Here is a 5,174-nt window from a genome sequence, read left to right on the forward strand (position 1 = left end):
CCGGGGCAGCGCCGGGCACGGTCTGGGTCATGGGCCCAGGGTGGTCGTCGGCCCGCCTCGGTGCCCGGCCGCAGTCCCACTGACCGGTACGCCCGGAGTCACCCGCGCGGCGACCGGGCGCGGACCGAGCGGATGGGCCGGGCGTCGAGGAAGTCGACGGTGGCGACGCGGCGGGCGAACCGCCAGCCGTCCGGGGTGCGCCGGTAGACGTCCCGGTAGCAGACCGCCCACACGACGTCGTACGGCGCGTCGTCGCGCCGCGTGAGGTGGTGGGCGAAGCAGGTCACCCGGCCGGTGGCGGTGTCGGGCTCCTCGCCCGCGTCGAGCACCACGCCGGTGATCGCGTGCACGCTGGTCTCCAGCGCGACGACCGCGGCCATCACCTGCTCGATCGCGGCGCGCCCGGCGTGCTCGGTGACCGGGTCCAGCGAGCGGGGCGGGTCGGGGGAGACCAGGACGCCGTCCTCGGTGAAGAGCCGGGCGACCTCCGCCGCCTCCCGCTCGTCCACCAGCGCGGCGTAGCGGTGCACGAGGTCGGTGAGCAGCAGCCGGTCGTCGGCCGACAGGCCCGGCCGGCCGCTCATCGCAGGCCCAGCCGATCGGCGCAGGCGGACAGCTCGTCCATGGCCTGCTGCAGGTCGCTCGTGGGGCTCATGGCCAGCACGATCCGCGAGGCGCCCTGGTCGGCCAGCCGCCCGGCGCGGTCGAGGTCGATCTTGGCGGTGAGGTGGCCCAGCGACAGCTCGAGCCGGTCCGGGTCGCGCCCCGCGCGCTCGGCCTCCTCGCGCATCAGCGCCACGAGGCCGGCCAGCTGCTCGCCGGCGACGCCGAGCGGCTGGAGCCCGTCGCCGTACCTCCCGGCGCGCCGGGCAGCCGCGCGGCTGTGTCCACCCACGTGCAGCGGCACCCCGCCCGGTTGGGCCGGCTTGGGCCACGACATCGCGCCGGAGAACGAGAAGAACTCGCCCTCGTGGTCGACGCCGGCCGGGTCGGTGCCCGCCCACAGCGCCCGCAGGACCTGCAGCTGCTCGTCGGCGCGGCGGCCGCGGCTGTCGAAGTCCACGCCGCAGGCCTCCACCTCCTCACGCATCCAGCCCATGCCGACGCACACCCGCAGCCGACCGCCGGAGAGGGCGTCGAGGGTCGCCAGCCGCTTGGCCAGGACGACCGGGTGGTGGTTGGGCAGCACGAGCACGCCGGTCGCGAGACCGAGCATGGTGGTCTGGCCGGCCAGGAAGGCCAGCAGCTCCAGCGGGTCGGGGATCGGGCAGTCGTCGGCGAGCTCCATGCGGCCGGAGGAGTCGTAGGGGTAGACGCTGGAGTAGCGGCTCATCACGACCGCGTGCTCGACGGCGACGAGGGACTCGAACCCGCACGCCTCGACGTGCCGTGCGAACGCGCCGATCCAGGCCGGGTCGGCGGTGGTCCCGGCGGCCACCGGGGCGATGACGGCGTACCGCAGCGAGGTGGCGGGTGTGGGTGCCATGCGGGGAACCTAGGCCCATCAGGTCCGGGTCGCCCAGGGGCCTTTCCGGTCATCGGGAAATCCGGCGTCACCTCCTCGCCGCACCCGTCTACGGTGCCGGAGCCAACGCATCGACCGAGGAGGACCCCGCATGCCCGTGCCCGTGATCGTGGACGCCGTCCGGACGCCGTACGGCAAGCGCGGCGGCGCCCTGAGCGGCCTGCACGCCGTGGAGCTCCTCGGCGGCGTCCAGACCCGGCTGCTCGAGCGCACCGGCGTCGACGCGGCGGCGGTCACCGAGGTCATCGGCGGCTGCGTGACGCAGGCGGGTGAGCAGTCCAACAACGTGACCCGCTTCGCGTGGCTGCACGCCGGCCTGCCCGAGGAGACCGGCGCGACCACCATCGACGCCCAGTGCGGCTCGGCCCAGCAGGCCGTGCACCTGGTCGCCGCCCAGATCGCCGCGGGGATGTACGACGTCGGCATGGCCTGCGGGGTCGAGGCGATGTCGCGGGTGCCGCTGCTGTCCAACCTCGGCGAGGTCGGTCGGCCGCGGCCCGAGACCTGGAGCGTCGACCTGCCCGCGCAGTTCGAGGCGGCCGACCGGATCGCGGGGCGCCGCGGCCTGGGCCGCGCGGACCTGGACGAGTTCGGGCTGCGCTCCCAGCAGCGCGCCCGGGCCGCGTGGGACGCGGGCCGGTTCGACCGCGAGGTCGTGGCCGTGCCCCTGCCCGACGGCCGGGTCGTCGACCGCGACGAGGGGCTGCGCGAGACCACCGCCGAGGCGCTGGCGGGGCTGAAGCCGATCCGCGAGGGCGGCCTGCACACCGCGGGCACCTCCTCCCAGATCTCCGACGGCGCCACCGCCGCCCTGGTCGTCGAGGAGACCCGCGCCCGCGAGCTCGGCCTGCGCCCCCGCGCCCGGCTGGTCGCGCAGGCCCTGGTCGGCGCCGAGCCGGCGTACCTCCTCGACGGACCGATCCGGGCGACCCAGCGAGTGCTGGACCGGGCGGGCATGACGATCGCCGACGTCGACCTGTTCGAGGTCAACGAGGCGTTCGCGGCCGTGCCGCTGTCCTTCGCCCAGGTCCACGGCGTCGACCCCGACCGGCTCAACGTCAACGGCGGCGCGATCGCCCTGGGCCACCCGGTCGGCTCGACCGGCATCCGGCTCCTCGCCACGATCGTCGACGAGCTGGAGCGCCGCGACCAGACCGTGGGCGTGGTGGCGATCTGCGCCGGCGGGGCGCAGGCGACGGCCGCGATCGTGGAGCGGATCTGACATGGCCCCCGAGACAGCCCCCGAGACGTTCGCCGAGGTCGTCTGCTCGCGCCTGGGCGACGACGCCGTCGGCCTCCGGTTCGAGGACCGGCAGTGGACCTGGGACGAGGTGGTCCGCGAGGGTGCGGTGCGTGCCGCCGCGCTGACCGCGTTGGTCCCGGAGCCCGAGGGCCGGCAGGTCCACGTCGGGGTGCTGCTGGAGAACGTGCCCGACTTCGTGTTCTGGATCAGCGGCGCCGCGATGGCCGGCGCGGTGGTGGTCGGCATCAACGCCAGCCGCAGCGGGCCCGAGCTGGCGCACGACATCCGGCACGCCGACGTCGACCTGCTCGTCACCGAGCACCGGCTGGCCCACCTGCTGCGCGGCGGGGACCACGGGGTGCCCGACCACCTGGTGCTCGACATCGACGACGCGGCGTACGCCGAGGTGCTGGCGCCGCACCGCGGGGCCGCCGTGCCCGAGCGGCTGCCCGGGCCGGACACGATCGCGATGCTGCTCTTCAGCTCCGGGTCGACGGGGGCGCCGAAGGCGGTCGTCGTCGGGCAGGGCCGGCTCGGCCGGCTCACCGACGCGCTCGTCGACCGGGTGCGGCTGCGGCGCGACTCGGTGACCTACCTGTGCATGCCGCTGTTCCACGGCAACGCCGTGATGCTCAACCTGGCGACCGCCATGCGGGTCGGGGCGACCGTCGCGCTCACGCGCAGGTTCTCCGCGAGCGGGTTCTCCGAGGACGTCCACCGCTACGGCGCCACGTTCGTCAACTACGTCGGGCGCGCGCTCTCCTACGTCCTCGCGCGTCCCGAGGACCCCCGCGACCGCACCTCGACCCTCGAGCTCGCGTTCGGCACGGAGGCCTCGGAGGCTGACGTCGCCCGCTTCGCCTCGCGCTTCGGCTGCGAGGTCGTCGAGGGCTACGGGTCCAGCGAGGGCGTGTTCCGCATCGCGCGCACCCCGGACACCCCGGCCGGGGCGCTGGGCGTCGCCGCCGGCGACGCGGACGTCCGCGTGCTCGACGAGGCCACCGGGGCCGAGTGCCCCCGTGCCGTGCTCGACGACGCCGGCCGACTGTGCAACCCCGAGGCGGTGGGCCAGCTGGTCGCCATCGGCGGTGCCGTCCGGTTCGAGGGCTACTGGCGCAACCCGGAGGCGACGGCCGACCGGGTGCGGGGCGCGGACTTCTGGTCCGGCGACCTCGCCTACCGCGACGAGCAGGGGTACTTCTGGTTCGCCGGTCGCTCCTCGGACTGGCTGCGCGTGGACAGCGAGAACTTCGCGGCCGCACCGGTCGAGCGGGTGCTGCAGCGGGTGCCCGGCGTGCTGTCGGCGGTCGTCCACGCGGTGCCCGACCCCAGCACCGGCGACCAGGTGATGTGCGCCGTCGAGCTCGAGCCCGGGCAGACGTTCGACCCCACAGCGTTCGCCGGCTTCCTGGCCGAGCAGCCCGACATGGGTGCCAAGTGGTGGCCGCGCTTCGTCCGCGTCACCGACCGGATCCCGCTGACCGCGAGCAACAAGGTCGACAAGGCACCGCTGCGCGCGGCGGCCTGGGTCACCGACGACCCGGTCTTCGTCCGGGTCGGCCGCACCGCGGCGTACGTCGCGCTCGACGCCGCGGGCCGGGCAGCGATCGAGGCGGAGTTCGCCGCCCACGGCCGCACGGCGCTGCTGCCGGCCACGTGACCTCCGGAGCGTCGCCGGTGGAGCTTGTCGAGACCCCCGCAGCGTCGGCAGGGCGCCGGATGCTCGTCGGCCTGCGGGCACGCCCGGCTCGTCGTTGCTGAAGAACGGGGAGCGTGGTCGCCGTCCGCTGTGGTCGCCCGAGGGTGGTCACCGTCCCCGTTTGGGCGCCGGATCGTGGTGGGTTGCTGTGCTGTGGTCGTCGTTGCAGACCCGGGATTCCTCCTGCCGCATCGATCCCCGCGCCGCATCAGAGATTTTACTTTCGGGTTTCCGAATCCCCTGTGGATACAGCGTTCTGAGCCCTTCGACTGTCGGCGGGCCCTGGTTGGCTTGTCTCATGCAGCAGCCGCTGGCGTTGGAGGAGATGACCGAGGACGAGGTCCTCGACTTCGCCGGCGCCTGCGCCGAGACCGTCTGGCGGGCCGAGGTCGACCTGCTCCGCGCGGCCTACCAGTGGTCGGTGCTCCACTCCGCTGATCGGCTCGACCCGGGCTGGGCCGGCGTGCACGGGAGCGAGCGGGCCCGCCGGCTGGGCGGGCCGGGTGTCGCGGAGGTGACGGAGTTCGCGGCCGCCGAGCTCGGCGCCCGCATCGGCCGCTCACCGTATGCGGCGGCCCGGCTGATCGCCGACGCCCAGGACCTCTACCACCGCCACCCGCAGCTGTGGGCACGCGTCGAGGCCGGGGAGGTCCGCGCCTCCTACGCCCGCCACGTCGTGTCCAAGACCCGCGACCTGCAGCCGGAGG

The 5,174-nt window shown here is 74.9% G+C and carries 4 protein-coding genes and 1 pseudogene; 3 read left to right on the plus strand and 2 right to left on the minus strand.

The window, feature by feature from the left end; translation table 11 throughout:
- Positions 1-98 precede the first annotated feature (98 nt).
- Both Q0L15_RS12220 and Q0L15_RS12225 read right to left on the minus strand, forming a co-directional pair.
- Entirely contained in the window at positions 99-584 is a 486-nt protein-coding gene (locus Q0L15_RS12220; protein WP_296604706.1) for a nuclear transport factor 2 family protein, read from the minus strand.
- A complete protein-coding gene (locus tag Q0L15_RS12225; RefSeq protein WP_296604708.1) occupies positions 581-1,486 on the minus strand; it encodes an LLM class F420-dependent oxidoreductase in 906 nt (301 codons plus the stop codon). Before Q0L15_RS12225 ends, Q0L15_RS12220 begins: the two co-directional genes overlap by 4 nt.
- Positions 1,487-1,616: 130 nt before the next feature.
- On the opposite strand from Q0L15_RS12225, the gene Q0L15_RS12230 reads away from it, so the two are divergent.
- The 3 genes and pseudogenes from Q0L15_RS12230 to Q0L15_RS12240 form a co-directional block, all read left to right on the plus strand.
- Complete coding sequence (locus Q0L15_RS12230; RefSeq protein WP_296604710.1) at positions 1,617-2,747, plus strand: steroid 3-ketoacyl-CoA thiolase; 1,131 nt, start codon at positions 1,617-1,619, stop codon at positions 2,745-2,747.
- 1 nt (position 2,748) lies between these two features.
- Complete coding sequence (locus Q0L15_RS12235; protein ID WP_296604712.1) at positions 2,749-4,428, plus strand: AMP-binding protein; 1,680 nt, start codon at positions 2,749-2,751, stop codon at positions 4,426-4,428.
- A 337-nt stretch (positions 4,429-4,765) separates the two neighbouring features.
- Positions 4,766-5,174: pseudogene (locus tag Q0L15_RS12240) on the plus strand (hypothetical protein); the annotation flags it as partial.

The sequence above is a fragment of the Nocardioides sp. genome, assembly GCF_024509035.1.
Taxonomy (GTDB): Bacteria; Actinomycetota; Actinomycetes; order Propionibacteriales; family Nocardioidaceae; genus Nocardioides.

Bases quoted from the DNA above. Each gene is read 5' to 3' on its own strand.
- Q0L15_RS12220 (WP_296604706.1), bottom strand. From the start codon at position 584: ATGAGCGGCCGGCCGGGCCTGTCGGCCGACGACCGGCTGCTGCTCACC.
- Q0L15_RS12230 (WP_296604710.1), top strand. From the start codon at position 1,617: ATGCCCGTGCCCGTGATCGTGGACGCCGTCCGGACGCCGTACGGCAAG.
- Q0L15_RS12225 (WP_296604708.1), bottom strand. From the start codon at position 1,486: ATGGCACCCACACCCGCCACCTCGCTGCGGTACGCCGTCATCGCCCCG.
- Q0L15_RS12235 (WP_296604712.1), top strand. From the start codon at position 2,749: ATGGCCCCCGAGACAGCCCCCGAGACGTTCGCCGAGGTCGTCTGCTCG.